General features: G+C 71.5%; 20 protein-coding genes. 12 read left to right on the forward strand and 8 right to left on the reverse strand.

The genetic code is table 11. From position 1 onward, the window contains the following. Positions 1 to 88 precede the first annotated feature (88 nt). Positions 89 to 835, reverse strand: coding sequence for a polyprenol monophosphomannose synthase (locus ORG17_RS11185; RefSeq protein WP_214525905.1), 747 nt, complete (start codon positions 833 to 835; stop codon positions 89 to 91). Continuing rightward, on the reverse strand, positions 832 to 3,486 hold the full coding sequence (locus tag ORG17_RS11190) for a glycosyltransferase (protein ID WP_371836758.1): 2,655 nt from the start codon (positions 3,484 to 3,486) through the stop codon (positions 832 to 834). The genes ORG17_RS11185 and ORG17_RS11190 overlap by 4 nt, the downstream gene beginning before the upstream one ends. Between ORG17_RS11190 and ORG17_RS11195 the strand changes: the two genes are divergently transcribed. After that, on the forward strand, positions 3,464 to 4,783 hold the full coding sequence (locus tag ORG17_RS11195; protein ID WP_214525907.1) for a glycosyltransferase family protein: 1,320 nt from the start codon (positions 3,464 to 3,466) through the stop codon (positions 4,781 to 4,783). The genes ORG17_RS11190 and ORG17_RS11195 overlap by 23 nt on opposite strands. 162 nt (positions 4,784 to 4,945) lie before the next feature. On the opposite strand, the gene ORG17_RS11200 is transcribed toward ORG17_RS11195, so the two are convergent. Both ORG17_RS11200 and ORG17_RS11205 read right to left on the reverse strand, forming a co-directional pair. Next, positions 4,946 to 7,459, reverse strand: coding sequence for a hypothetical protein (locus ORG17_RS11200; protein ID WP_051596918.1), 2,514 nt, complete (start codon positions 7,457 to 7,459; stop codon positions 4,946 to 4,948). After that, complete coding sequence (locus tag ORG17_RS11205; protein ID WP_214525909.1) at positions 7,459 to 7,884, reverse strand: hypothetical protein; 426 nt, start codon at positions 7,882 to 7,884, stop codon at positions 7,459 to 7,461. Before ORG17_RS11205 ends, ORG17_RS11200 begins: the two co-directional genes overlap by 1 nt. Before the next feature lie 352 nt (positions 7,885 to 8,236). On the opposite strand from ORG17_RS11205, the gene ORG17_RS11210 reads away from it, so the two are divergent. The 5 genes from ORG17_RS11210 (at position 8,237) to ORG17_RS11230 (ending at position 13,480) form a co-directional block, all read left to right on the forward strand. After that, positions 8,237 to 9,136 (forward strand): ABC transporter permease, encoded by a 900-nt coding sequence (locus ORG17_RS11210; protein WP_027466489.1) that lies wholly within the window; start codon positions 8,237 to 8,239, stop codon positions 9,134 to 9,136. Positions 9,137 to 9,139: 3 nt separating this feature from the next. Next, positions 9,140 to 10,369, forward strand: coding sequence for an ABC transporter ATP-binding protein (locus ORG17_RS11215; RefSeq protein WP_111056084.1), 1,230 nt, complete (start codon positions 9,140 to 9,142; stop codon positions 10,367 to 10,369). 14 nt (positions 10,370 to 10,383) lie between these two features. Continuing rightward, positions 10,384 to 11,403, forward strand: coding sequence for a glycosyltransferase family 2 protein (locus tag ORG17_RS11220; RefSeq protein WP_214525916.1), 1,020 nt, complete (start codon positions 10,384 to 10,386; stop codon positions 11,401 to 11,403). 74 nt (positions 11,404 to 11,477) lie between these two features. Further along, on the forward strand, positions 11,478 to 12,629 hold the full coding sequence (locus ORG17_RS11225) for a glycosyltransferase family 4 protein (RefSeq protein WP_214525918.1): 1,152 nt from the start codon (positions 11,478 to 11,480) through the stop codon (positions 12,627 to 12,629). Then, positions 12,626 to 13,480 carry a glycosyltransferase family 2 protein gene (locus ORG17_RS11230; RefSeq protein WP_214525920.1) on the forward strand — a complete coding sequence of 285 codons (855 nt, stop codon included), beginning with the start codon at positions 12,626 to 12,628 and terminating at the stop codon, positions 13,478 to 13,480. The genes ORG17_RS11225 and ORG17_RS11230 overlap by 4 nt, the downstream gene beginning before the upstream one ends. Positions 13,481 to 13,499: 19 nt before the next feature. Here ORG17_RS11230 and ORG17_RS11235 read toward each other — a convergent pair whose 3' ends face one another. Genes ORG17_RS11235 through ORG17_RS11245 form a run of 3 tightly spaced genes read right to left on the reverse strand, consistent with a single transcriptional unit; the run spans position 13,500 to position 16,858 of the window. Next, on the reverse strand, positions 13,500 to 15,341 hold the full coding sequence (locus ORG17_RS11235) for a glycosyltransferase family protein (RefSeq protein ID WP_214525922.1): 1,842 nt from the start codon (positions 15,339 to 15,341) through the stop codon (positions 13,500 to 13,502). Between the two features lie 22 nt (positions 15,342 to 15,363). Then, positions 15,364 to 16,227, reverse strand: a complete 864-nt coding sequence (gene rfbA / locus ORG17_RS11240) for a glucose-1-phosphate thymidylyltransferase RfbA (RefSeq protein ID WP_027466483.1) — start codon at positions 16,225 to 16,227, stop codon at positions 15,364 to 15,366. A gap of 22 nt (positions 16,228 to 16,249) precedes the next feature. Beyond that, positions 16,250 to 16,858, reverse strand: coding sequence for a dTDP-4-dehydrorhamnose 3,5-epimerase family protein (locus ORG17_RS11245; protein ID WP_027466482.1), 609 nt, complete (start codon positions 16,856 to 16,858; stop codon positions 16,250 to 16,252). 131 nt (positions 16,859 to 16,989) lie between these two features. On the opposite strand from ORG17_RS11245, the gene ORG17_RS11250 reads away from it, so the two are divergent. The 6 genes from ORG17_RS11250 to ORG17_RS11275 all read left to right on the forward strand — a co-directional run bounded on the left by ORG17_RS11250 (position 16,990) and on the right by ORG17_RS11275 (position 25,002). Continuing rightward, a complete protein-coding gene (locus ORG17_RS11250; protein WP_027466481.1) occupies positions 16,990 to 17,931 on the forward strand; it encodes a glycosyltransferase family 2 protein in 942 nt (313 codons plus the stop codon). Continuing rightward, positions 17,921 to 20,836, forward strand: a complete 2,916-nt coding sequence (locus ORG17_RS11255) for a glycosyltransferase family protein (protein ID WP_214525924.1) — start codon at positions 17,921 to 17,923, stop codon at positions 20,834 to 20,836. The genes ORG17_RS11250 and ORG17_RS11255 overlap by 11 nt, the downstream gene beginning before the upstream one ends. Before the next feature lie 142 nt (positions 20,837 to 20,978). Further along, a complete protein-coding gene (rfbB, locus tag ORG17_RS11260; RefSeq protein WP_027466479.1) occupies positions 20,979 to 21,965 on the forward strand; it encodes a dTDP-glucose 4,6-dehydratase in 987 nt (328 codons plus the stop codon). 80 nt (positions 21,966 to 22,045) lie between these two features. Further along, on the forward strand, positions 22,046 to 22,897 hold the full coding sequence (gene rfbD, locus ORG17_RS11265; RefSeq protein ID WP_111056090.1) for a dTDP-4-dehydrorhamnose reductase: 852 nt from the start codon (positions 22,046 to 22,048) through the stop codon (positions 22,895 to 22,897). Beyond that, complete coding sequence (locus tag ORG17_RS11270; RefSeq protein ID WP_051596916.1) at positions 22,894 to 23,841, forward strand: NAD-dependent epimerase/dehydratase family protein; 948 nt, start codon at positions 22,894 to 22,896, stop codon at positions 23,839 to 23,841. Before rfbD ends, ORG17_RS11270 begins: the two co-directional genes overlap by 4 nt. 9 nt (positions 23,842 to 23,850) lie before the next feature. Beyond that, complete coding sequence (locus tag ORG17_RS11275) at positions 23,851 to 25,002, forward strand: acyltransferase family protein (RefSeq protein ID WP_214525925.1); 1,152 nt, start codon at positions 23,851 to 23,853, stop codon at positions 25,000 to 25,002. Between the two features lie 121 nt (positions 25,003 to 25,123). Here the strand turns inward: ORG17_RS11275 and ORG17_RS11280 are convergent, their stop codons facing one another. After that, positions 25,124 to 26,305: a glycosyltransferase family 4 protein gene (locus ORG17_RS11280; protein WP_111056092.1), complete on the reverse strand. Its 1,182-nt coding sequence runs from the start codon at positions 26,303 to 26,305 to the stop codon at positions 25,124 to 25,126. Positions 26,306 to 26,332: the final 27 nt, after the last annotated feature.

Genomic DNA, 26,332 nt, shown 5'->3' on the forward strand with positions numbered 1-26,332 from the left:
GGAGGCGCGGTGCCCGCCCGCACCGCGCCTCCTGCCCGGCGACGTGCCGGGAAACCACCGTCGTGCGGCGGGCGGATCAGCCGTGCCGTCAGGCGCGCGGCCGGCGCCGGAAGCGGCGCTGGAGTCCCCACCGGGTGACGCGGACCATGGCCTCGACGACGACCGAACGGCTCATCTTCGAGACCCCGTGCACACGATCGCGGAACCGGATCGGCACCTCGACGATCCGTCCGCCCAGGTCGTCGACCCGCAGGGTCATGTCGATCTGGAAGCAGTAACCCTTCGAGTCCACCGTGTCGAGGTCGATGCGCGCGAGCGACTCGGCCCGGTAGGCGCGGAAGCCCGCCGTGACGTCCCGCACGGCGACGCCGAGCAGGATCCGGGCGTAGGTGTTCGCGCTCCGGCTCAGCGCCTGCCGCGACAGCGGCCAGTCCACCGCCGACCCGCCCGGGACCCAGCGTGACCCGATCGCGAGGGCGACCGACTCGTCGTCGCGGACGGCGTCGAGCAACGCGGGCAGCCGGTCGGCGGGGTGCGAGCCGTCGGCGTCCATCTCGACGAGCAGCGGGTACTCGCGCTCGAGTCCCCACCGGAACCCGGCGACGTAGGCGGTGCCCAGGCCGAGCTTGCCGCTGCGCTCGACCAGGTGCACCCGCGGGTCCGTCGAAGCGATGTCGCGGACCACCCCGGCCGTGCCGTCGGGGCTGCCGTCGTCGACCACCAGGACGTGCGCCGTCGGCACCGCCCGGAGCACGGCGGCCGTGACCGCACGGACGTTCTCGGCCTCGTCGTACGTCGGGACGACGACGAGGGCCGAGGCCGGTGCCGGCGTCACCGGTTCGTCAGGCGCCGCTTGATCTTGCCCGCGACGCTGCGCGGACCCTCGGTGCGGAAGTAGTGCACAGCACGGCCGACGTCGTAGCGGACGCCCGACAGCGGCTTGCGCTCGGGCACGCGCACGCGCATCTGGTGCGGTTCGACGGCCGAGACGGTGTCGCGCACCGACTTGTCAGCCGCGCGGACGGGGTTCCGGCAGAACTCGACGAGCGGCGCGAGGACGTTCTCCCACGTGAACTGCTCGCGGATGCGGTCGACGTTGCCGATGAACTCGGCGCGGGCCTTCTTGTCGAAGAGCGCGGTCTCCAGCGCGTCGGCGAGGCCGTCGATGTCCTGCTCGTGCACGGCGATCCCGAGCTTCTCGGCAGCGACCAGGTCACCGAAGGAGTCACCGGCGGTCGTCACGATCGGCAGACGGGCCCACAGGTAGTCGAGGATCCGGGTGCGGAACGAGAACGTCGTCTCGAGGTGCTCGTAGTGCGTCGAGACACCGGCGTCGGCCTCGAGCAGGTACGCACCGCGCTCCTCGTACGGGATCCAGGCGTCGTTGAAGAAGACGTTCGTGCCCGTGAGTCCGAGGGCGTCGGCCTCGGCACGCACCTTGGCGACGATGTCCATCTCGGGGACGTCCGGGTTCGGGTGCTGCACGCCCATGAAGAACAGCTTGACGTTCGGCTTCCGCTCGGCGAGCCGGCCGATCGAGCGCACGAGCGTGATCGGGTCGAACCAGTCGTAGATCCCGCCACCCCACACGACGAGCTTGTCGGTCTTGCCGATGCCCGGCACCACGCCCTTGACCCGCTGCTGGTCGTGCACGGGCGGCGTCGAGGAGAGGCCGAACGGCACGACGCCGATGAGCGAGCGCAGGTCGGGATCGCGGGAGTACGTCCGGGCGTTCACCCGCCCGGACCCGGCGAGCTGGCCGAGCCAGAACATCCGCTGCCGTTCCGAGGCGCAGATGAAGTAGTCGCCGAGCTCGAGCTGGTGGTTCAGCGTGTCCGAGGCGTCGAGGATCTGACGGTTCCACTGGTCGACGTCGTCGCTGCGGCCCTGCTCGAGCTGCTCGAGGTGCAGCGGGTCGTAGACATCGACGACGAGGATCTTGCGCGTGGACTCGAGCACCGGGAACAGCCGGAGCGCGTGGCCCTGGACGATGATGACGTCCGCCCACGCCTCGTGCTCGACCATCTGCCGCGGGTGACGGTGCGGCACGGTGACGACGTCGTACGACGGGTCGATCTGCGACGAGCGCGTGAGGCTGATCACACGCACGTCGTGCTCGTTCGCGAGCTGCTTCGCCATCTGGGTGGCGCGGATCGCCGGTCCGGCCATCTTCTCGCCGATCGAGTCGCCGGTGATGATGAGGACGCGACGACGGGTCCCGACCTCGAGCACGCCGAGCGAGTGCACGATCTTGTCGTAGCCGGCCAGGTAGTTCTCGATCGGGTACGCGGGCTCGTCACGGTTGCCGAACAGGCGCAGGAGCTCGCGGTCACTGCGGACACGGCTCGCCTGGATCGCGCGGCGCGACTCGGTCATCGAGGGCAGCTGCTCGACGAACTGGTCGACGCCGTAGATGCCCGCCATGCTCGTCTTCGGCACCGGGATGGTCGGGACGCTGTCGTCGCCCGGGTTGCGGAGGTCGAGCTCGGTGGAGTCGAGTTCACCGCGGCCGACGGCCCGACGGACAGCCAGCGCGAGCGATCCCGGCAGTGCCGCCGCGAGCTGCTCGTCACCGAGGTTCTTGTACAGGGTGAAGAGCGCGTTCCGCTCGAGCAGGTACGTCTCGCGGAAGTCGCCGAACTTGTTCATCGACGCGTGGTGCTTGTGGAACGCGACCGACTTCGGCTGGTAGCGGAAGCGCCACCCGAGCAGGTTGAGACGCCATCCCAGGTCGACGTCCTCGTAGAACATGAAGTAGCGGTCGTCGAACCCGCCGAGCTGCTCGAACAGCTCCGCACGGATGAACATCGCCGCACCCGTGCCGAACAGCACGTCGGTCTCGGATTCCCAGCGGCCGGTGTCCGGCGACCCGGCGAAGGGCTTGTAGCCCATGCCGTACCAGGTCATCGCGGCCTCGGTGAAGTCGACGTTGACGCCTTCCCAGTCGAGGACCTTCGACGCCACGGCACCGATGTCCGCGCCGGCGGCGAAGGTCGCCATCGCCTCGCGCACCCAGCCGGTGTCCGGACGGGCATCGTTGTTCAGGAACGCCACGATCTCGCCGGAGGAGTGCTCGACGCCGAGGTTGCAGCCGCCCGTGAACCCGAGGTTGGCACCGGAGTCGACGAACGTGAAGTCGAGGTCGGAGGCCTTGAGCCGTCCGACGTGCTCGGGGCCGGAGCCGTTGTCCACGACGATGACCTCGAGCCGGTCCTGCGGCCAGTCCTGCTTGCGGAGCTCGGCGATGCTCGTCAGTGTGTCGTCCGTGCCCTTGTAGTTCACGAGAACGACGGACACGACTCCTGGCTTGCGCTCTGTCACGGCGAGTTCCTCCAGCTGCAGCCGCGGGCGCGGCACGGGTCGGTGATCCGGCCGTCGAGGATGCCCGACGGCCGACAACACCCTACAAGGCGCAGCACGGCGCTCGGCGGAGGTCGTGCCCGGGTCGGGCACAATGGGCACCGTGACGCACCACTCGATCCCCACGGCCCCCGCCCCGTCCCCGCTCGCCGCCGAGTACGACGCGATCGCTCGTGGCGACCACGCGACGGGCAGCAGGGGGACGATCCGCTTCGCGGTGTCGACGGACGACACCACCGAGGGCAAGGGCGACCTGTTCGTCGCGCTCGGGCTCGCCCGGGCGCTGCGTGCGCACGGCTGGGGCGTGGACCTGTGGCCGATCCGCCGCTGGGCCGAGGACGTCCCCGACGACACCACCGTGCTCGTCAGCATGATCGAGTCGTTCGTCCCCGGACTCGTGCCGTCCCGCACCGCCACGGTGGCGTGGGTGCGCAACTGGACGGCACAGTGGGCATCGTCGCCCTCCCTCGCCGAGTTCGACGCCGTGTGGGCGTCGTCCTCGATCGCCCGCGACGCCCTGTCCGAGGTGGTCGACGTCCCCGTCGAGGTGGTCCCGATCGGCGTCGACCTCGACCTGTTCCGGCCCGACGTGGACGGGACGCCCGGCCCGCGGACCGGACGCACCGTCACCACCGTCAACTTCTGGGGTGCCCGGCGCGGCGTGCAGGACGTGCTGCAGCAGGTGGCGCCGACCGAGCCCGTCGTCTGGTTCGCCGCCAACGTGGAGCACGTCGATGCCGCCCCGGGCGTGGAGCTCCGGCCGGCGGTGTCGTACTTCGCCCTGCCCGAGGTCTACCGGGCCGCCGCGTTCGTCGTCGACGACGTCATCGCGCCGGCCGCCGAGTTCGGCACCCTCAACTCACGGCTGTACGAGTCGCTCGCGTGCGGCGCGCTGCCGGTGACGAACTGCTCGCTCGGTCTCGACGAGCTCGGCCTGGCCGACGTCCCGGTCTTCACCGATGCGGCCTCGCTCGAGCGCGCGATCGCGATGCCTGCCGACGAGCGCGACGAACGCGCCGAACGGCTCCGGAACGTGGTCGTGGAACGCCACTCGTACGCCCGACGAGCCGAACAGGTCGCGCCGTCGCTCGACGCCGCGCTGGAGCGCGCAGCGACCCGCTCGGGCGCGCGGCACCCGCTGCTGCGGTGGGCGGCGCTGCAGCGCGAGGTCCTGCGCGCGACCGAGCAGGAGCGCGACGTGCACCGCGCCGGGGTCGACGACATCAACCGCCGGCTCATCGTGTCCGAGGAGGCGGTCGCGGTCCTGGACCGGGCCCGACAGGACGCCGAGGCCGCGCGGCGGCACGCCGAGGCCGAGCGTGACGCGATCGCGACCCGGTACGACGCCCTCACCCACTCCGCCGAGTTCCGTGCCCTCGACCGGCTCGGCGGCGTGGCGCGAGCCCTCCGGCGCCGCGGCTGACACCGGCGCCGCGGCTGCGTGCGCCCCGGGCTGGACGACGACGGAACGGGAGGCGCGGTGCCAGCTGGCAGCTGGGCCCACGCCGGCCGGTTCCGGCCGACGCGCCAGCGGCGGACCGGCCGTGCCCGGTGGGGAGCCTCCCGTTCCGTCGTCCCGTACCCGCTAAGAGACCGTCACCGTCTTGGTGCCGAAGTCCTTGTAGGCCCCGCCCGGCAGCTCCTGGTACCAGATGCGCACGGTGTGCTTGCCCGGCTTGACGCCGCTGAGCGTCGTCGCCAGACCGACGTCGGAACCCCATCCCGGGTGTGCCCGCTCCACGTCGGTCCGGACCGCGTTCGCCGTGCCGGAGGCCGCGCCGACACCGTCGAGGTGGATCTTGTACCTCACCGGGGCGAACGTGTCCGGGTCGATCGCCCAGCCCTTGACGGCGACGGTCCCCCGGCCGCCCGTCGCGGCGTCGTAGGCGCCGTACACGGCTCCGGTCTTGCCGGTGGGTGCGGGGACGGCGTCCTGCACGGTCACGGACTTCGTGCCGAAGCTGACGTAGTTCCCGCCGGGCAGGTCCTGGTACCAGACCGTCACCGTGTGGGTGCCCGCCTTGACGCCGGTGAGGGTGACCGCGAGCCCGAGGTCGTCACCCCACCCGGGCTTGGCGGCGGCGATGTCCGCACGGACCGCGTTCGCGCTGCCCGCGGCGGCACCGACGCCGTCGAGGTGGATCTTGTACTTGACCGGGTCGTAGCGGTCCGGATCGATCGCCCAGCCCTTCAGGGCCACGGTGTTCGGACCGGCGGTGGCCTGCTCGAACGAGCCGGTGACGGCGCCGGTCTTGCCCGTGGTACCGGTCGACGGCGGGGCCGCGACCGTGACGGTCTTCGTCCCGGCGCTGACGTAGGTGCCGCTCGGCAGGTCCTGCCACCAGAGGGTGACCGTGTGCTTGCCGGGGGTGAGGCCGGTGAGCGTGGTCGCCAGGCCGTGCGACGATCCCCACTTCGGGTAGGACTTCGCGACGTCGCTGCGGGCAGCGCTCGCGCTGCCGGCCGCCGCTCCGGCACCGTCGACGTGGATCTTGTACCGCACCGACGCGTACGTGTCCGGGTCGATCGCCCAGCCCTTCAGCGCGACCGAACCGATGCCGCCGGTGGCCGACTCGAACGAGCCCTTCACGGCGCCGGAGGTCCCCGTCGACGCCGTGACGGTGACGGCCTTCTGCGCCACGCGCACCCAGGTCGCGCCCGGCTTGTCCTGGGTCCAGAGCGACACCGTCCGCGATCCCGCCGCGACGTTCTGGATCGTCCTGGAGAAACCGACCGTGCTGCTGGCACCCGGGTACTTCGCGGCGATGTCGGTCCGCTGGACGTCGGCCGTCGCCGAGATCGCGCCGACACCGTCGACCTGCACCTTGTAGGCGGTCGCGGCGGACGAGTCCCGGTCGAGCGCCCACCCGCTCACCGCGATCGTGCCGGTGCCGCCGGTGACGGTCTCGAGGCTGCCCACCGGGGCCGCGGCCGGGACGGTGACGTCACCGCAGTTGAGCAGCGTGTTCGCGCCCGCGCCGACGTTGATGCCGAAGACGCAGACGGTGTGCTTGCCCGGCGTGATGCCCGTGAGCGTCGTCTGGAAGCCGTGTGCGGTGTTGCCCGAGCCGAGGCGCGAGGCCAGGTCGGTGCGGTTCGCGTCGGCCATCACCGACGCCTTGCCGACGCCGTCGACGTAGAACTGCGCCTTGATCGAGGCGGTGGTGTCCGGGTCGGCCGTCCAGCCGCGCACGGCGATGGTGCCGCCCACGTTGCCGGACTGCGAGTCGACGTGCCCGATCGGCGAGGAACCGCCCGTGGGCGATCCGAACCAGTCGGTGTACATCCGCCAGAAGTTGCGGTTGCCGTAGGCCGAGCAGGAGTCACCGGTGCCGTAGAGGTTCGACATCGCCGCCGTGTTCGGCGTGTACGGGGTGTAGATGTACAGGCCCGCGGTCGCCTGGTTCTTGATGTAGACCGTCTTGCGCCCGCACGCCGCGTTCGGGTTGTAGAGGATCGAGTTGTTGCGACCCGCCTGGTACGCCCACGACGTCGGCGACGCCTGGTAGCGCTTGAACTGCAGTGCCGCGGCGTAGACCTGCTGGCCGAAGCCGTAGTACGCCGGGTCGCACGGGGCGGTGTCCGGGCAGGCGAAGCCGGTGGCGTGCAGGTACATGTAGCTCGTCGGCGAGTTCGTCGCGACGATGCCCTGCTCCTTCTGCAGCAGGACCAGCAGCACCTTCTGGCTGATCCCGCACGCGGCACCCACCTGGGCGATGACCGTGGCTGCGGACTTGTTGCCGCCGGGGATCGCCGAGCACCGGTTCGGGACGACCCCGATGGCGCTCATGTTCTGCGTGAAGTCCTTCAGGCAGGCCGGGCCGCCCGAGGCGCGCTTGCAGTTCGGTGCGACGCTGTTGAGGAACGACTGGACGGCCGATCCGCTCATCGCGTCGCCGTCGTAGAAGTTGGCGTCGCTGATGATGTTGCCCGGGTCGAAGTTGGCGGGGACCGCGGCCGAGGCCGGTTCGGTCGTCGTCTGCTCGGACACGATCGTGCCGATGGTCAGGCCGCTCACCGCGATCGCCAGGGCGGCGGTCATGCCGAGCACCGCACGCAGGGGTCGACGGCGACCGCCACGGTCGAGGATGGAACGCATCACGGCACCTCCGCCGTCATCGGCTCGGACGTGGTCGACTTCGACCCGACCGAGTACTGCAGGGTGATGGACCACGTGCCGGTCGACACCTGGCTCGCGGGGAACGACGCCTGCGCGCAGTTCACGGACGAGGCGCTGGCATGCGCCGTGCTCGTCGCGCTGCGGGTGACGCCGCCCTTCTTCGCCTGGAAGGTGCAGGTCCCCGAGGCGTCGGTGGTGCCGGACACCAGACCGCCCGCCTGGAGCGTCTTGCTGCCCGCGTCCCATCCGGAGAACGTGACGACCGCCGTCGCCGGGAAGTCACCGGGGTCGACGTCGGGCTGCGGGGTCTCGCCGCTGCCCGGGAAGGCCGTCGGGACGTCGTCGTCGGACGGCTCCGCGGTCGGCTGGGTCGACTCGGGCGTCGAGGGCGTCGAGGGGGTCACACTCGGCGACGTCGTCGGGGTCGCGCTGGCCGTCCGCGTCGCGCTGGGCGAGGGTCGGGGGTCGTCGCCGGAGGAACACCCCGCCGCGAAGAGACTGAGAGCACCGACCACCGCGAGCGCAGCGATCGACCGTGGAGCAAGCTGCATGCTTTCGGGCCGTCCTGTGGTTGTTGACAAGGGTCCGGGTTGCGTCAACGGTAACCCCAAAGTGAAGGTTGAGAGTTGTTCTCGCGCACTTTGCCCCCCGCTCGGGGGCGGAGTCGCCAGGGATTCCGCGCACGGGGCGCGCGGCGTTCCCCCGCGGTGCAATGAGTATGCTGTTCCGGTCCTGCCCCCACGAACGAAGAGACGTATGGTCGACCAAGCCCGCATGACGGCGCTCGCGAACGAGCCCCTCGTCGTGATCGGCGCTCCGACGAGCGCCTTCAAGGGCACCTGGAGAGAACTGCGCGACGTCTTCCGTCAGCGCGAGATGCTCGGGATGCTCATCCGCCGCGACCTGAAGGCGCGCTACAAGGACTCGGCACTCGGGTTCGTGTGGACGCTGGTGCGTCCGCTGACCCAGCTGATGATCTACTACTTCGTGATGGGCAAGATCCTCGGCTCGTCACGGGCGATCGACAACTTCGCGATCTACGTGTTCACGGGCCTGACCGCCTACACGCTCTTCAGCGAGATCGTCGCCGGCTCGACCGGGTCGATCGTCGGCAACAGCGGGCTGATCAAGAAGGTCTACGTGCCGCGCGAGGTCTTCCCCCTCGCCAGCGTGGGCGCGGCCCTGGTCAACTTCCTGATCCAGTTCGCGATCCTCATCGCCGCGACCGTCGTGCTCGGGGTCTTCCCCTGGCACGAGGGGTTGATCTACCTCATCCCGTCGCTCCTGGTGATCCTGGTCTACGGCGCGGCCATCGGCCTCGTGCTGTCCGCGCTCAACGTGTACCTGCGCGACGTGCAGTTCGTGATCGACGTCGGCCTGATGGTGCTGCTCTGGGCGTCGCCGATCGTCTACTCGTACTCGATGGTCGTCGCCGAGCTGAAGGTGCAGTGGCTGCTGGCGGTCTACACGAACAACCCGCTCACCCTGTCGGTGCTGGGTCTGCAGAACGCGATCTGGATCCACCCGACGCCCGTCGACTACCCGCCGCACCTGATGATGCGCCTCGGCATCGCCCTCGTGATCGGGCTCTTCTGCCTGCTCGGGGCGCAGCGGGTGTTCTCCCGGCTGCAGGGCAACTTCGCGCAGGAGCTCTAGACCATGGCCATCAGCACCCCCGTCGCCCCGGCAGCCTCCGGCGCCCACACCGACCGCCCGGACGTCATCGTCATCGACCACGTCCGCAAGCGGTTCGTCGTCCGCAAGGACAACACCATCCGCGAGCGGATCGTCACCCTGGGCCGTGCCGGCCGGAAGCACCGGCAGGACTTCTGGGCGCTCGACGACGTCACCGTCTCGATCCAGGCCGGCACCACCGTCGGGCTCATCGGGCAGAACGGTTCCGGCAAGTCGACCCTGCTGAAGGCCATCGGCGGGATCATCCAGCCGACGTCCGGCACGGTCGCGCGCCGCGGTCGTCTGGCTGCGCTGCTCGAGCTCGGCGCCGGGTTCCACCCGGACCTGTCCGGCCGCGAGAACGTCTTCCTCAACGCGAGCCTGCTCGGCCTGACGCGCAAGGAGACCGAGGAGCGCTTCGACGACATCCTCGCGTTCTCCGGCATCGGCGACTTCATCGACACCCAGGTGAAGTTCTACTCATCCGGCATGTACGTGCGACTCGCCTTCGCGGTCGCCGTGCACACCGATCCCGACGTCCTGCTGGTCGACGAGGTGCTGGCCGTCGGTGACGAGGCGTTCCAGCGCAAGTGCCTCGACCGCATCCGCTCGTTCCAGGAGCAGGGCAAGACGATCATCATCGTCACGCACTCGCTCAGCCAGGTGCAGGAGATGTGCGACCGGGTCGTGCTCCTGAACAAGGGCAAGGTCCTGCACGACGGGGACCCGATCGGTGCGGTCAGCCTGTTCCGCGACGTCCTCGAGGAGCGCCGTGCCGGTGAGCTCAGCGCCGACGTGGCGGTCGGCCGCGGCACGGTCATCGGGGCCTCGGTGCACGCCGACGGCAAGGGCCAGCGCGACGGCGTCACGCCGGGCGACGACCTGCTGGTCGACATGGAGTTCGAGCACCTGGACGGCGTCGAGGACTGGGAGGCCGCGGTCCAGATCAACAACACGGCCGGACAGGTGGTGTACGGCACCACCACCGGCATCATGGGCATCCACCTCGACCCGCTGCACGGCCGCAAGAAGCTCCGCCTCCGGATCGCGGACACGAACTTCGGCACCGGCAAGTACTTCATCAACGTGTCGATGATGGACTCCGCTGGTCGGCACCTGCACGACCTGCCCGAGTGCGACTCGTTCGAGGTGCCGTCGTTCGGCGACGCCGTCGGCAGCGTCTACGCGAAGCCCTCCATCGAGGAGCTGGGCTGACGATCCCCGACGGCGTGACCAGCACCGCGGTCGTCGTCGTCAACTGGAACCGCGCCGACCTGACCACCGCGGCCGTCCGCGCCGTGCTCGCCGAGGGCGCCGCCGACGACGTGATCGTCGTCGACAACGGATCGACCGACGACTCCGTCGCCGTGCTCCGGCGCGATCTTCCGGACGCCGTCGTGATCGCGCGGGACGACAACGGAGGGTTCGCAGCCGGCGCGAACACCGGTATCCGGCACACCGACGCCGACGTCGTCGTGCTCCTGAACAACGACGCGGTGCCCGCGCCCGGCTTCGTCGCGGCGCTCCGCGACCACCTGGCGCAGGCGGGGCCGGAGGTCGCGGCGGTGACAGGCCGCATCGTGCTCGCCGGACGCTGGACGGGCCTCCCGATCGGCGTGACGCCCGCACCCGACCAGCGCGTCCTGCGCGACCACGACGGCCGTCCCTGGACGCCGTCGGCGGACGGCGAGGTGCGGCTCAACTCGACCGGCGTGCGCGTCGACCGCGACGGGAACGGCATGGACCGCGACTGGTTCGCGCCCGTCGACCGGGCCGCGGACGTCGACGTCTTCGGGTTCTCCGGCGGCGCGTCGGCCCTGCGGCGGAGCGCCCTCGACGACGTCGGCCTGCTCGACGAGTCCCTGTTCATGTACTACGAGGACACCGAGCTCGCCTGGCGGCTCCGCCGACGCGGGTGGCGCGTCGAGCACGCCGCCGGCGCGGTCGTGGAACACGACCACTCGGCGTCGTCCGGCGTGCAGAGCGACCTGTTCCTCTTCCGCAACGCGCGGAACCGGATGGTCGTCGCGCTCTGGCACGCACCGTGGCCGACCGTCCTGCGCGCGAGCGCCCGGACCCTCTTCCGCGGCCTGCGTGGACTGCGCACCGCGTCCACCCGTCGGGAGGCCCGGCTCGTCCTGGCAGCGTTCACGGACGTCGCCGGGGCGCTCCCGTCGCACCTCGCGCGGCGGCTCCGCGAGTCCCGGCGCGCGTCCGTCCCTCGTCGCAGCGTGGACCCGGGCGCATGAGCGCGGAGGGCTATCCTGGTCACTCCCCCGCCGACGGACCCGACCGTGGCGCCCCCGTTCGGAAGGACCCACGCGTGCCGCAGCTCACCGTCCTCGTCGACGGGACCGCGGTACCGCGCGAACTCGGCGGTGTGGGCCGGTACGTCGAGGGCGTCGTGTCACACCTGACCGACCCGGCGCTCGACGTCCACCTGGTCGTCCGACCCGTGCACGCCGAGCACTTCCGCGCCGTGGCGCCGGACGCCACCGTGCACACCGCGCCGGCGTGGACCGACTCCGTGCCGCTGCGGTTCGTGTGGGAGCAGACCGGCCTGCCGGCACTCGGCCGCAGGATCGGCGCGCAGGTGCTGCACTCCCCGCACTACACGTTCCCGTTCGGCTGGCGCGGTGGCTCCGTCGTCACCCTGCACGACGCCACGTTCTTCTCGAACCCCGAGTGGCACTCCCGCCTGAAGCGCGCGTTCTTCACCTGGTGGAGCCGTCGGTCGCTGCGCAGCCGCCCGGTCGTCATCGTGCCGAGTGCGGCCACCGCGACCGAGGCCGCACGGGTCGTCAGCGGGATCCGCGCCGACGTCCGGGTCGCACCGCTCGGCGTCGACCGTGCCGTGTTCCACGAGCCGTCGATCGCCGAGGTCGAGGACGCCCGGATCGCCGCGACACTCCCCGAGGGCGCACCCTGGATCGCGTTCCTCGGCACGATCGAGCCCCGCAAGAACATCACGGCCCTGCTCGACGCCTACGCCACCGTGCGGGCGTCGCGAGCGGCCGCCGGTTCGGACACCCCGTGGCTGGTGCTCTCCGGGGCACGCGGATGGGACGAGTCCGCGATCGCTCGACTCGACGCCCTGCAGCCCGACGACCACGTGATCGAGGCCGGCTACCTGCCCCTCGAGGACCTGTCCGGCTACCTCGGCGGTGCGGAGTTCGTCGTCTACCCGTCGCTCGGCGAGGGCTTCGGCCTGCCGGTGGTCGAGGCGATGGCCGCAGGCGCCTGCGTCCTGACCACCCGGCGGTTGTCGCTGCCCGAGGTCGGCGGCGACGCAGCGGTGTACACCGATCCGTCCGCACCCGCACTGGCCGAGGCGATGGCCGCGCTGCTCGACGATCCCGCACTCGTGGCGTCGCACCGGGCGGCCGCGCTGGCGCGTGCCGACGTGTTCACCTGGCAGGCCACCGCGGCCGTGCACGTCGACGCGTACGCCGCCGTCGCCGGGGGTGCACGGTGATCCGGGTCGCGGTGCTCACGGTCACCTACAACACCGGCGAGACCATCCGACCGTTCCTGGCGAGCGTCGCCGCTGCGTCGTCCGAACCGGTCGCCGTCGTGATCGCGGACAACGGCTCGACCGACATCGACGCACTGCGGGCGATCGGCGAGTCCTACGGCGCCGTCGTGGTGTCCTCCGGGGGCAACCGCGGCTACGGCGGGGGCATCGACGCCGCGCTGAGCGCCCTCGACGACGTGCTGCCCGACGTCCGCCCCGAGTTCCTGCTCGTCACGAACCCCGACGTCGTCCTCGCACCGGGATCGATCGACGAACTCGTGCGCGCCGCCGACCGGCTGCCGACGGGCGGGTCGTTCGGGCCGCGGATCCTGGACGAGCAGGGCGAGACGTACCCGTCCGCGCGCCAGCTGCCGTCGCTCCGGACCGGACTCGGCCACGCGGCGTTCTCGCGGTTCTGGCCCGCAAACCCCTGGAGCCAGCGGTACTGGTCCACGACGCAGGTCGTCGAGCGTGAGGCCGGCTGGCTGTCCGGCGCGTGCTTCCTCATCCGCACCGACCTGTTCCGGCAGCTCGACGGGTTCGACGAGTCGTACTTCATGTACTTCGAGGACGTCGACCTGGGCCAGCGCGTGGGTCGCTCCGGTCGCACGAACGTGTACGTGCCGACCGCCGTGGTCACCCACACCGGGGCGCACTCGACGTCGTCGAACCGTCGCCGGATGGAGATCGAGCACCACCGCAGCGCGTACCGGTTCCTGTCGCGGAGGTACCGGGCGTGGTGGCTGTTGCCCCTCCGTGTGGTGCTGCACGCCGGTCTGTCGCTCCGAGCCCGCTGGGTCACGCGCAAGTAGCGCGAGCCGGCGGCGGGCGTCAGGGGCCGGGGCGCAGACGCCTGCGTGCGGCGCGAGCGGCTGCGAGCAGCACCGCGGCCCGGGCGTCGAAGGAGTGCTCCGCCGCGATCCGATCGGCGACCGCAGCACGTTCGGCAGCCGCCGGCCACCCGTGCGCCGGGTCGAGCAGGGCGGCCACGTCGTCCCGCGAACGGGCGACGGCGAGCGTCGGGACGTCGAGCACGTCCCCGAGGCCGGCGACCTGGTCCGTGACGACGACCCCGCCGGACGCCAGCACGTCGAAGACCCGGTTCGACACGAAACCGCCCGCCGCCATGTCCGGCCAGTGGTCGTTGAGGACCACGCGGGCGGACGCGTACGCCGTCGCGACCTCGGTCCGTGACAGCGCGACGGCCCCGAGCATCGCGGAGGGCACGACGCCGTCCCACCCCGGGCCGTGCACACGCAGGTCGGTGCCGAGTGCGACCGCGTCGGCGACCACCGGCCGGGCCGCGCCACGGGTCGACCCGACGAACACCACGTGCCCCGCGTCCTGGCCTGCGTCCGACCGGGCGGCCGGGTGGAACACCGCCGGGTCGGTCGCCTGCAGCAGTGCCCCGACCGGCACGCCGGCACGTGCGGCGGCTTCGGCGGCCCACACCGGACCCGCAGCGAACGCTGCGTCGAACGACCGGAGCTCGGTGTCCGAGACGTCGTCGGGGTGGCTGATCACCCAGAGCAGGTTCACCGACGCCGGGTTCGGCGGCACACGGTCCAGCCCGCGGATGACGAGCGTGACGTCGTCCGCGGCGTCGTCGTCCCGGACGTGCGCGTCCCGCCGGTCGACGCGGACCCGCTGGCCGAGGCCCTCGAGCGCGCCCGCGAGCTCGGTGGCGAAGTGCACGTCGCCCCACCCGTCGCCCTCGGGCCCGGCCGGGGCGGCGATCTTGACGGACCAGGACAACCGGTCGTCGTCGGAGCGCGATCGGGGCGCCGGGGTGACGGGTCGCGCACCCCACGGGGGCAGCGGGGGTCCGGCTGCGACCGCTCCGTCGCCGTCCGGCGCCCGGTCGCGCCAGACCGAGAACGCATCCACCGTCGCCGCGTCGACCGTCCGTCCGGCCTCCGCCGAGCGGGTCAGCGACCACACCGCACGCACGGGGCGGCCGTCGCGGTCGGCGACCGCGCGGGTCCAGCTGGTCAGGGTCATCCGCTCGTCCGGGAGGCACGGTGCCGGCACCAGGGAAGCGCCCGGCAGCGAGACGGCCGGCTGGTCCGCTGCGAAGACCGGCACCGCGGCGAGCGGGGAGTCCTGGCGGTCGTCCGCCTGGCTGCGGGCCGGACTCGTCGACCCGTCGTCGGACCAGGGAAGCGCTCCCGGGCGCAGCAGCCGCACGCCGTCCCGCTGCGAACCGTCGGGCATCCGGATGCGGGCCTGGGCCACGCCGTCGCCGCCGGCCTGTGCGAGGACCCGCAGGTCCTGGTCGGTCACCCAGACCGTCGAGTCGACCGCCAGGAGCACACGCCCGACCCCGGCGGCGACCCCGGCGTTGATCGCCGAACCGATGCCGTCGACCGGCGCCGAGCGGACCCAGGGGATCCCCCGCGCCTGCTCGCCGACCGGCGACGCATCGGCGACGTAGCCGACCGCGCGGACGTCCGCCGAGGGGCCGAACGCCAGACGAGCCGCGGTGACCATCGACGGCAGCGCGTCGTACCGGTCGGACCGGCTCACCAGCAGCACCGTCACCGACACCTCGAGTGCCGGCAGGGCACCGTCCCAGCCGACCACCCGCTCGGGGTGGGCCGGCGTCACCGACGCGGGACGGGCCTCCGAGCCGGAGACCGCCGCATCCGGCCGGCGGCGACGGAAGAGTGCCATGCGAGGACCGGCCGCGCCGACGTCAGACGGCGAGCAGTCGCTGCAGGTAGACGCCGTAGCCGCCCTTGACGAGCGGTGCTGCCAGGTCGGCGAGCTGCGCGTCGTCGATCCAGCCGTTGCGCCAGGCGATCTCCTCGATGCAGCCGATCTTGAAGCCCTGACGGTCCTCGATGACCTTGACGTACTCGGACGCCTGCATCATCGACTCGAACGTGCCCGTGTCGAGCCAGGCCGTCCCGCGGTCGAGGACCTGGACGCCGAGCTCGCCCGCCTCGAGGTAGCGCTCGTTGACGGTCGAGATCTCGAGTTCCCCACGGGCGCTCGGCTCGATCGTCTTCGCGATCTCGATGACCTTGTTGTCGTAGAAGTACAGGCCGGGGACGGCGTAGTTCGACTTCGGCTCCGTCGGCTTCTCCTCGATGGAGACCGCGGTGAAGTCGTCGTCGAACTCCACGACGCCGTACGCCTTCGGGTCGGCCACGTGGTACGCGAAGATGGTGGCGCCGTCGACCTCGGTGTTCTTCCGCAGGTTCGTGCCGAGGCCCGTGCCGTGGAAGATGTTGTCGCCGAGGACGAGCGCGACGCTGTCGTCGCCGATGAAGTCCTCGCCGATGACGAAGGCCTGCGCGAGGCCGTCCGGGCTCGGCTGGACCGCGTACTGGATGTCCATGCCGAGGGACGAACCGTCGCCGAGCAGGGCACGGAACTGGTCGTTGTACTCCGGCGTCGTGATGACGAGGACCTCGCGGATGCCGGCCATCATGAGGGTCGACAGCGGGTAGTAGACCATCGGCTTGTCGTAGATCGGCATGAGCTGCTTGCTGATGCCCTTGGTGATCGGCCAGAGACGGGTGCCGGAACCCCCGGCCAGGATGATGCCCTTCATCGCGCTGTGCTTCCTTCGTTCGTTACTTGGTCGTGCGGAGCGACTCGGTGTACGCCACGCACTCCTCGTAGGTGGGCAGCAGACCCGCGGCGGCGGCTTCCTCGAGCGTCGGCGCGCTGGTGTCCTTCTCGGACAGGACCGGCTCGCCGAGTCCGTCGGGCAGCTCGAGGCCGACCGTCGGGTCGAGGATGGTGATCCCCTTCTCGCGCTCCGGGTCGTAGTGGGCGCTGACGAGGTAGTTCACCGTGGACTGGTCCTCGAGCGCGACGATGGCGTGCCCGAGGCCCTCGGACAGGTAGACGGCCCGACGGTCGACGTCGTCGATGCGCACGGAGTCCCACTGCCCGAACGTCGGCGAGCCGACCCGGATGTCGACGATGTAGTCGATGAAGGCGCCGCGCACCGCGGTCACGTACTTGGCCTGGCTCGGCGCGACGAGGGCGTAGTGGATGCCCCTGGCCACGCCGGCCGAGGAGATCGACATGTTCACCTGTCGGAGGTCCAGCGGGTGACCGACCGTCTCTTCGAGGACGTCGGCGCGGTACGCCTCGAGGAATGCTCCTCGTGCGTCGCCGTGCTGGACGGGCGTGAACTCCCACGCGCCGGGGATCTTCAGTTCGCGGATCTGCACGGCTGCACCCTACCAAGCCGCCCGCCCCGGGAAGCGTCGGCAGGCCGTACCTGCGCCGGTCCGTGGGTTCGCATAGGCTGTCATGGCCTCGCGCACCTGCCGGACCCCATGAAACGAGACACTGCGAACCCGTGAAGCTCTTCATCCAGATCCCCTGCCTCAACGAGGAGAACACCCTCGCCAGCGTCATCGACTCCATCCCGCGGGAGATCGACGGCATCGATGAGATCGAGATCCTGGTGATCAACGACGGCAGCACCGACCGCACCGTCGAGGTCGCCAAGGAGCACGGTGTCAAGCACTTCGTGCACCACACCACGAACATGGGGCTCGCCCGCTCCTTCCGGGACGGCGTCGACTACGCGCTGCTCCACGGCGCGGACATCGTCGTCAACACCGACGGTGACAACCAGTACCCGCAGTCGCAGATCGCCGAACTGGTGCAGCCGATCCTCCGGAAAGAGGCCGAGATCGTCATCGGCGACCGGCAGACGCGGACCATCGAGCACTTCTCCGGCTTCAAGAAGCTCATGCAGCGCTTCGGCTCGTGGGTCGCCAGCCGCGCCGCCGGGCTCGACCTGCCCGACGCCGCGAGCGGGTTCCGCGCGTACTCGAAGTACTCGCTCATCCGCCTGAACATCGTCACGCGCTTCAGCTACTGCATGGAGACCATCGTGCAGGCCGGCTACAAGCGCCTGGCCATCGCCTCCGTGCCGATCACGACGAACCCGAAGACCCGCGAGTCGCGGCTGTTCAAGAACATCTGGCAGCACATGTTCCAGTCGGGTTCGGCGATCGCCCGCGTCTACCTGATGTACCGGCCGATGGCGCTGTTCCTCTGGGTGGCGGCGATCCTCGGTGCGCTCGGGGCCTGGCCGCTCGTCCGGTACCTGGTGCTGCTGGCGATGCACACCGGCGGCAACCACCTGCAGTCGATCATCCTCGGCGTCGTCCTGTTGATCACGGCGGTGCTGAGCATCGTGATCGGCGTGGTGGCGGACCTGACCCGCCTGAACCGGACCCTGGCCGAGGAACAGCTCGACCTGCAGAAGCTGCAGCGGTATGGGGACTGAGCGCGGAGCGTCCGTGCTCGACCGGCGGACACGCTTCGCGCTCTGGGTCCGTCGACCCGGCAGCTGGGTGGAGATCGCGGCCTGGGCTGCGCTCGCAGCGTTCGTCGTCTGGACCATCGGACCGGCACTGATCGGACACGGCACCTTCCTGAACACGGGCCTGCTCGGCCGGTACACCCCGTGGGGTGCGGTGTTCCAGTCGACGACGACGCCGACCAACATCCTGAACAGCGACACGATCGACACCGTCGCGCCGCAGACCTCGCTCCTGACCCGCCTCGCCCACGAGGGCGTCTTCGGCGCGTGGAACCCCTACGTCGCCGGCGGCGCGGAACTCGGCGGCGTGCCCGACTCGGGCGCGTGGTCCCCGCTCGCGCTGCCCTGGTGGATCCTCCCCCTGGCGGCCGCGCCGGGCTGGGTGAAGCTCCTCGAGGTCGTCGTCGTCACGGTCGGCATGTCCCTGCTGCTGCGCCGCTGGGGTGTCCCCCGCGCGGGCTGGGCGATCGCCGCCCTCGTGTACTCGTCGTCCGGCTTCATGGTCGCGTGGTCGAACTGGCCGCAGACACGGGTCGCGGCCTGCATCCCCCTGCTCTTCTGGGCGATCGACCGCGCCGCGGTGGAGCTCCGCGCGCGTGACGTCATCGCCGTGGGCGTGCCGCTCGCGTCGATGCTGCTCGGCGGGTTCCCGGCCATCGTCGGCTACGCCCTCTTCATCGGTGGGCTGTACTTCCTCGTCCGCACGATCGTCGCGCACCGACGGTGGGTCCCCGTGGTCGTGAGCGGGGCGATCGCGGTGGGCGGCATCCTGTTCGGCCTGCTGCTGTCCGCGTGGCAGCTCGTCCCCTTCGCCATCAACGCCTCGAGCCTGGTCGACTTCAGCGGCCGTGGGCAGAGCGGCCCGAACGGTCTCGGCACCCCGCCGCTCGTCAGCGCGTGGGTGCCCGACATCTCGTTCGTGCAGAGCACCGGCCCCGCCTGGGGCATCCGCAACCCGGTGGAGGAGTACTCCTACCTGGGGATCGCGGCCGTGGTGCTCGTCGCCGTGGCGGTCCTCATCCGCCCGGCGACGCACACCGCCGCGGCCCTGCCCGACGACGCCACGCCGGCCGTCCGCGCACGGCACGACCTGGCCCGACGTCGCACCCGCGGCGTCGTCGCGATCGTCGCCTCGATGCTGGCGCTCGCGGTGGTCATCGTCTACCTCGGCGGCCCCGTCCTGTCCGCCGTCCGCGAGCTGCCGGTCTTCGACACGAACCCGATCGGTCGCGCTCGCGTCGTCGTGATGTTCCTCGCCGCTGCCATGGCCGGGGTGGGCTTCGGCCGCCTCGTGCAGCCGGAGAACCTCCGCGACGAGCTGGCACGCTTCCGCGCCGCCGGGCCCCTCCGGCGCACCGGTCGGATCGCGGCCGTCGCCGTCGTGCTGTTCACCGCCGTCGGCGTGGGGATGCAGACCCTGCTCGCGATCCCGCCGATCGCGGAAGAGTACGTGCACCGCACCAAGCTCGAGATCCTGGCGGTCGGCATCCTCGGCGCGGTCACCGTCGTGCTCGTCGTGCTCGTCTGGGTGTTCCGGTCGCGGGTGCTGGCGACCGTCGCCGCGATCGGGGTCGTCGCGCTCGTCGTCGTCCCCGCAGTGACGGCCACGAAGCCCTGGTGGCCGATCGCGCCCTCGTCCACGTTCTACCCGACCACCCCCGCCATCGACTACCTGCAGGAACACGTCTCCGCGCAGGACCGCTACGCCGCCACCGGCAGCGCCATGCTCCCGGGGTCGTCCTCCTACTACCGGATCCGCGAGACCACCGGACACGCGTTCCAGACGGGCGAGTGGAAGGACCTCATGCGGGCGGTCGACCCGGACACGTACCCGACGGCCACCTACCTGACGTTCGAACCGAACCTCATGCCGTCGCTCGCCCGGTCGGGGATCCTCGACCGGCTCAGCACGAAGTACCTCGTCGCCGATCCGTCGGGGCCGCTCGCCGGCACCGCCGAGCCGGGTGCAGCGCAGACGAAGTGGTCCGACCTGACCGCGGAAAACCCCTCGGTGGACTCGGCCAGCAACACCGGCCCGGTGAACGGCATCACCTTCACCGGTCCGCCGGCCCCGACCCTGACGCCCGGGGGCATGACCCTCGACGTGGCGATCATCGCCGACGACTCCGGCAAGACGATCACCTCGACGTCGACCCACGTGCCGGGCCTCGGCGGCCCGCGGAACGTGGCGCTCCAGGGCTCCACCATCCCGACGTCGACCTCGTGGCACGTCCGGATCACCGTGACCGGGCAGGACAAGCTCGTTCCGATCGGCACCGACGACGCCGGCGACGCCGTGATGAGCATCACCCGTCCGGTCTCCGGCGACGGCGTCCGCGTGGTGCACACCGGCGATGCGACGATCTACGAGCGCGGCAACGCCCTGGACCGCGTGCGCTGGGCCTCCGGCCAGGTGGTGGAACGCACCGGACCGGCGCGCGTCCGGGCACTCGCCGACCAGTCACTGCCGGACTCGACCGTCGTCCTGAGCGCGCCGTCCGAGCACACGGCCGACCCGGACTCGAGCGCCGAGATCACCCTGCGCGACAGCGACGTGAACAGCACGGTCGCCGAGGTCGACGCCACCGGGAGCGGCTGGGTGGTCGTCTCCGACTCGCTCCAGCGTGCCGGCTGGACGGCGACCGTCGACGGCGAACCGACCGACCTCGTCGCGGCCGACGACGCCGGCGCCGCCGTGTGGGTCCCCGGCGGCGAGCACACGGTGGAGCTGCGGTACGCGGTGCCGGGCGCCCGGACCGGGTACCTGCTGACCGGCGGCAGCATCGTCCTCGCCGTCCTCGCCTGCACCGTCGTCACCCTGCTCGTCCGGCGCCGCCGCAGGCGTGGCGACGACGCGGCAGGGCTGTGACCGGCTGGTATCGTCAACCGATCCACGGTCGGCCGGCGATCCTGAACGGGACGCCGACGACCGACGCACCACCGGACGGCCACCGCCGACCGGAGCACACCGATCCCAGAACCACACCGACTCCGAAAAGGAACCAGACCTCGTGAAGATCCTCGTCACCGGCGGAGCCGGCTTCATCGGCTCGAACTTCGTCCGACGCACCCTGCAGGACGCGTACCCCGGACTCGAAGGCGCCGAGGTCGTCGTCTACGACGCACTGACCTACTCGGGCAACCTCGAGAACCTCGCTCCGGTCTCGGACTCCCCCCGGTACACGTTCGTGCAGGGCGACATCCGCGACGCCGCGAAGCTCGACGAGGTGATCCCCGGCATCGACGCGATCGTGCACTTCGCCGCCGAGTCCCACGTCGACCGGTCGGTCCGCGACTCCGGCATCTTCGTCGAGACGAACGTCGTCGGCACCCAGCGTCTGCTCGACGCGGCGCTCCGCCACGGCACCGAGCGCTTCGTCCACGTGTCCACGGACGAGGTCTACGGCTCCATCAGCGAGGGGTCGTGGGACGAGGAGCGCCCGCTCGAGCCGAACTCGCCGTACTCGGCGTCGAAGGCCGGCAGCGACCTGCTCGCCCGCAGCTACCACCGCACGCACGGGCTGAACCTCTCCATCACCCGCTGCTCGAACAACTACGGGCCCTACCACTTCCCCGAGAAGGTCATCCCGCTCTTCGTCACGAACCTCATCGACGACCTGCACGTCCCGCTCTACGGCGAGGGCAACAACATCCGTGACTGGCTGCACGTCGACGACCACACCCGCGGCATCGCGATGGTCCTGACCCGTGGTCGCGCCGGCGAGATCTACAACATCGGCGGCGGCACCGAGCTGACCAACAAGGAGCTGACGCAGCTGCTCCTGGACGCGACCGGCAAGGACTGGTCGTACGTCGACCGCGTCGCCGACCGACTCGGCCACGACCTGCGCTACTCGGTCGACATCTCGAAGATCAGCAGCGAGCTCGGCTACGAGCCGCAGGTGCCGTTCGAGCAGGGCCTCGCCGACGTCGTGCAGTGGTACCGCGACAACCGCAGCTGGTGGGAGCCGCTCAAGGAACGCGCCGCACTCTCCTGAGCCGCCGCGGCCCAGGAGCACACCGGCGTGCTCCTGGGCCGACCCTGCTCGACCGCCACCCCCGACACGGAAGCGACACCATGACCCGGTACCTCATCACCGGCGCCGCCGGCATGCTCGGCCACGACCTGCAGCACGCCCTGGCCGGCCGCGACGTCACCGCCCGTTCCCGTGCCGAGCTGGACATCACCGATCCCGAGGCCGTCGACGCCGCGGTCGCCGGGCACGACGTCGTGATCAACTCGGCCGCCTACACGAAGGTGGACGACGCGGAGACCCACGAGGACACCGCGACCGCGGTGAACGCGGACGGGCCGGCGTTGCTCGCCGAGGCCGCGGTGCGGCACGGGGCCAAGCTCGTGACCATCTCGACGGACTACGTCTTCGACGGCAACGGCACCGCTCCCTACGCCGAGGACGCCCCCACGGACCCCCTGAACGCCTACGGCCGGTCCAAGGCCGTCGGCGAAGCCCGCGTCCGCGCGATCGCGCCGGACTCCTCGTACGTCGTCCGGACGGCGTGGATCTACGGCGCACACGGACCCAACTTCGCCGCGACCATGCTCCGGCTCGCGGCGTCCCACGACACCGTGAGCGTGGTCACCGACCAGGTCGGGCAGCCCACCTGGACCGGAGACCTGGCCGCACGCATCGTCGAGCTCCTCGACGCGGACGCCCCCGCCGGCATCTACCACGGCACGAACAGCGGTCAGGGCTCGTGGTACGACTTCACCCGGGCGATCTTCTCCGAGAACGGTCTCGACCCGGAGCGCGTCCTGCCGACCGACAGCGGTGCCTTCGTCCGTCCGGCACCCCGCCCGGCGTACAGCGTGCTCGGCCACGACGCCTGGTCGCGCGCGGGCCTCGCCCCGATGCGCGACTGGCGCGAGGCGTTGCACGCGGCGACCGAGGCCGGGATCTTCCGCGCATGACCCAGCCGTCCACCCTGGTGGTCGGCGCCGGCGGGTTCCTCGGCGGTGCCGTGCACCGGTCACTCGTCGGTTCGGGCGCAGCGACCACCGCCGCCCGCGTGCCGTGGGACGACCAGGACGCCGCCGTCGAGGCACTCGTCGACGCCTTCCGCTCGGTGCGGTCGCAGCCCGGCCGCTGGCGCGTGCTGTGGTGCGCGGGCACGGGGGTCGTCGCCACCGGAGCCGACGTCTTCGACGAGGAGCAGCGCCTGATCGCCCGGGTCCTCGACGCGACCCGGGACGACCCGTCCGGAGACGGCACGCTCTTCTTCGCGTCGTCGGCCGGAGCGGTCTACGCCGGCAGCGCCGAACCGCCCTTCGACGAGGGCACCGAACCGCTCCCGCTGGCTCCCTACGGCCACGCGAAGCTCGCCGCCGAGGCCCAGTTCCGGACGTGGGCCGCCGAGACCGGCACGCGCCTGGTTGTGGGGCGGATCTCGAACCTCTACGGCCCGGGCGCGAACCTCGGCAAGCCGCAGGGGCTCGTCTCGCAGCTCACCCTCGCCCACCTCGAGGGCCGGCCGTCGTCGATCTACGTGCCGATGTCGACCACCCGCGACTACCTGTACATCGACGACGCCGTCGACATGGTGCTCCGGACCATCGACCTCGTCGAGCAGGGTCCCCCTGCGGCCGCGGTCACGAAGATCCTGGCCTCCGGGCAGCCGGCGACGATCGCCGACGTCATCGACGCGGTCGAGCAGGCGATCGGCAGCCGCCTGGACATCCGCGAGGGCGCCGACCCCTCGGCCACGTTCCAGGGACTCGACCTCCGCATGCGGTCCGAGGTGCTGCCGCAGGTCGGCGACCGCACCTTCGTCCCGTTCCCCCAGGGGGTCGCGACGACCGTCGAAGCCATCCGCGCCCGTCGCGCACCCATCGGGGCCGAACCCGCCGAGCAGTAGGATCGCCGCATGCGTGATCGCCCCGCGGGTCGCATCGGGTCGTTGGACGGACTCCGTGGCGTCGCCGCCGCCGTCGTCCTGATCCACCACGGACTCCTCGTGGTGCCGACGCTCTCCGACGGCAACAACGGCCAGCCGATCCCGGCGAACCGCGCCTGGCTCGTCGACACGCCCCTCCACGTGTTCTGGGCCGGCGGCGAAGCGGTCTTCGTCTTCTTCGTCCTGAGTGGTTTCGTGCTGACGCTCCCCGCACTCCGCCGCGCACAGGACTGGATCGCCTACTACCCGAGCCGCCTGCTCCGGCTCTACATCCCCGTGATCGCCTCGGTCGGCCTGGCGCTGGCCCTGTTCCTGCTCGTCCCTCGGACCCCCGAAGCCGGGGCCTCGGGCTGGCTGCTCCGGCACGTCGAACCGCTCACCGCCGGCGGCCTGCTGGGCGACCTGACCCTGGTCGCGCCGACCCGACTCAACAGCCCCCTGTGGTCGTTGACGTGGGAGGTCGCGTTCTCCCTCCTGCTGCCGCTCTTCGTGCTCATCGCGAAGGCCACGCACCGGGTGTGGTGGCTCACCGCGATCGCCGCGCTCCTGCTCTCGGCACTCGGCCGGCAGTACCGCGAGGACTGGCTGATGTACCTGCCGATGTTCCTGCTCGGGTCCGCCCTGGCAGCCGGGTGGGAGCGGATCCCCGAGATCCGGCGTGGCCCGGGCTGGGTCCTCGCCGGACTGGCGGTGCTCGGCATCACGTTCGAGTGGTGGCTCCCCCGCTCCCTGGTCGGCATTCACGTCCCGATGGTGGTCGTCGCCTCGGCCGGGCTCATCGTCCTGCTGTGCGGGAAGTGGCTGCCGGCGGAACGCGTGATGCTCGGACCGGTCCCCCGAGCGCTCGGACGGCTCTCGTTCAGCCTGTACCTGGTGCACGAGCCGATCACGGTGTCGGTCGCCTACCTGCTGCCCACCTCGGTGCCGTGGCTCACGATGCTCGTGGCGATCCCGGTCGCCGTCGTGGTCGCCGGGCTCTTCGCCCGGCTCGTCGAGCTGCCGGCGCACCGGCTGGCCAAACGGGTCGCACGGACGATCACCGTGCGACGCGGACGCGTCGGCGGCCCGCCCGCCCGCGCCGACGACGCACGGCTCCCGGACGACGACCGCCGCGCAGCCTGACGGGCGTCAGGTCCCGGGACCGGGACGCAACGACTCTGCGGGCCTGGAGGCGCGTGACGGCGCCGCCACGCGCCTCCAGGCTGCCTGTGGTCGCGTCACCTCGTCGAGGGGACGCTCCCGGCTACCGGGCGCGTGCGGCGGTGAGCAGGGTGCGGTACCGGTCGCCGACGGCGCCGACGGTGTGTGCCGCGGCGGTGTCGGCCGCGGCGCGGCCGAGCCGCTCGGCCAGCGCGGGATCGGCGAGCAGGCGATCGATCGCCGCCGCGAGCGCGCGGGCGTCGCCGGGTTCGACGAGCAGCCCGTTCACGCCGTCCTCGACGACGTCGACGATGCCGGGGACCGCCGAGGCGACGATGGCGCAGCCGGCCGACATGGCTTCGAGGAGCGCCACCGGCAGGCCGTCGCGGTCGCCGTTGGCGGCCGGCACCGACGGGTAGAGCGCGATCGCCGCCTTCGCGTACTCGGACGCGAGCGCTTCCTTCCCCTGCGCGCCGAGGAACGTCACGGCCGAACCGGCACGGGCCTGCAGCTGGGCGCGCAGCGGACCGTCCCCGACCACGGCCACCTCGGTGGGCTGCTCGGCCATGCGGTCGAGGGCGTCGAGGAGGACGGTCGCGCCCTTCTTCTCGACCAGACGGCCGACGAAGAGCACCCGGCCGGGCACCCGGGTCTCGCGCTCGACGGCACGCGTGATCGGGTCGAGGTCGACACCCATCGGGACGACGTGCACCTGGTCGTCACGGGCGCCGAGCTTCCGGAGTTCGCGCGCCATGTCGGTGCTCATGCAGGTCACCGATGCGGCGCTGCGGATGACGGACCGCTTGACGGCCTGGAGGACCGGGTGGCGCAGCGCGTACAGGTCGCCGCCCAGCGTGGTCACGACGCGGGGCAGGTCGCCGAGCACGACGCGGCCGACGGCTCCCTGCGGGATGATCCAGTGCAGCAGCGCGACGTCGGGCTGCGAGCGGCGGCGCTCTCGGCCCAGCGCGGCGGCCATGGACACGAAGAAGAACGGGACCTGCAGCCAACGGGACTTCTTCGCCCGCAGGTTGTCGACGATCGCGCCGTCCGCCAGGTCACGCCAGCGCGACGGGAAGTAACCGAACCGACGGACCTCGACGTCCCCGATCCGCTGGTGCGCGCGGGCACCCTTCGTCATCGGGGCGACCACCACCACGCGGTACTCGTCCGACAAGGCCGTCGCGAGGTCGAGCACGAAGCCGGGCGTGCCGTCGCCGGCCTCGGCGGGGAAGGTCGACGCAGCGACGAGCAGGGTCGGGCGGAGTTCCGGATCGGGTCGCATCCAGCGCGCTCCCTTAGAGTTGTCGGT

Source organism: Curtobacterium flaccumfaciens pv. betae (assembly GCF_026241855.1).
Taxonomy (GTDB): Bacteria; Actinomycetota; Actinomycetes; order Actinomycetales; family Microbacteriaceae; genus Curtobacterium; species Curtobacterium flaccumfaciens.

Coding starts and splice junctions, on each gene's coding strand:
- ORG17_RS11200 (WP_051596918.1), bottom strand. CDS start 7,459: ATGCGTTCCATCCTCGACCGTGGCGGTCGCCGTCGACCCCTGCGTGCG.
- ORG17_RS11210 (WP_027466489.1), top strand. CDS start 8,237: ATGGTCGACCAAGCCCGCATGACGGCGCTCGCGAACGAGCCCCTCGTC.
- ORG17_RS11280 (WP_111056092.1), bottom strand. CDS start 26,305: ATGCGACCCGATCCGGAACTCCGCCCGACCCTGCTCGTCGCTGCGTCG.
- ORG17_RS11275 (WP_214525925.1), top strand. CDS start 23,851: ATGCGTGATCGCCCCGCGGGTCGCATCGGGTCGTTGGACGGACTCCGT.
- ORG17_RS11235 (WP_214525922.1), bottom strand. CDS start 15,341: ATGGCACTCTTCCGTCGCCGCCGGCCGGATGCGGCGGTCTCCGGCTCG.
- ORG17_RS11215 (WP_111056084.1), top strand. CDS start 9,140: ATGGCCATCAGCACCCCCGTCGCCCCGGCAGCCTCCGGCGCCCACACC.
- ORG17_RS11255 (WP_214525924.1), top strand. CDS start 17,921: ATGGGGACTGAGCGCGGAGCGTCCGTGCTCGACCGGCGGACACGCTTC.
- rfbD (WP_111056090.1), top strand. CDS start 22,046: ATGACCCGGTACCTCATCACCGGCGCCGCCGGCATGCTCGGCCACGAC.
- rfbA (WP_027466483.1), bottom strand. CDS start 16,227: ATGAAGGGCATCATCCTGGCCGGGGGTTCCGGCACCCGTCTCTGGCCG.
- ORG17_RS11270 (WP_051596916.1), top strand. CDS start 22,894: ATGACCCAGCCGTCCACCCTGGTGGTCGGCGCCGGCGGGTTCCTCGGC.